We start from the raw sequence: 677 nt of genomic DNA, 5'->3' as shown, positions 1-677 counted from the left end.
CCTGCGGGAGATAGCCGACGAAGCGGCCGAGCGCGGCCTCAGGCCATTGCGAAAGCTCGGCGCCGTCGAGCCGGACCGAGCCGCGCAGGCACGGCCAGATCCCGGTCAGGGCCCGCACCAGCGTCGTCTTGCCGCCGCCGCTCGGGCCGATCAGGCCGAGCGCCGTGCCCGCCTTCAGGTCGAAGCCGACCTCGCTGAGCAGGACCTGGCCCGAGACCGGGGCGGCGACCGTGATCTTGTCGACCTTGAGCGAGCCGACCGGCGCCGGCAGCTGCATCGGCACCACCGCCTGGCTCAGCGCCACCACCGTCTCGTGCAGGCGCTGGAAGGCGGCGCGTGCCGCGACGAAGGACTTCCAGTTGGCGATCGCGAGATCGACCGGCGCCAGCGCCCGCGACGAGGCGACCGAGGAGGCGATGATCGCCCCGGCCGAGAGCTCGCCCTTGATCGTCAGATAGGCGCCCATGCCGAGGATCGCCGATTGCAGGATCATGCGCAGCACGCGCGAGACCGCCCCTAAGCTGCCGCCGAGGTCATTGGCCTTGGTCTGCAGCGCCAGGTGCTCGCGATTGGCCAGGTTGAAGCGCGCGACCGCCCGGTCGGCAAAGCCCATCGCCTTCAGCACCTCGGCATTGCGGGCATTGGAATCGGCGATCGCGCCGCGGGTGATCGCCGCC

The 677-nt window shown here is 71.5% G+C and carries 1 protein-coding gene; it reads right to left on the bottom strand.

Translation table 11 applies throughout. The features are described from left to right. Nucleotides 1-677, bottom strand: a 677-nt coding sequence (locus tag AB4Y92_RS25190; protein ID WP_441822101.1) for an ATP-binding cassette domain-containing protein, incomplete at both ends; no start/stop codon positions are given.

The sequence above is a fragment of the Lysobacter sp. TAB13 genome (genome assembly GCF_052113885.1).
In the GTDB taxonomy this organism is placed as follows: Bacteria; Pseudomonadota; Gammaproteobacteria; order Xanthomonadales; family Xanthomonadaceae; genus Lysobacter; species Lysobacter gummosus.
This window is presented reverse-complemented; position numbering and strand designations above follow the sequence as displayed.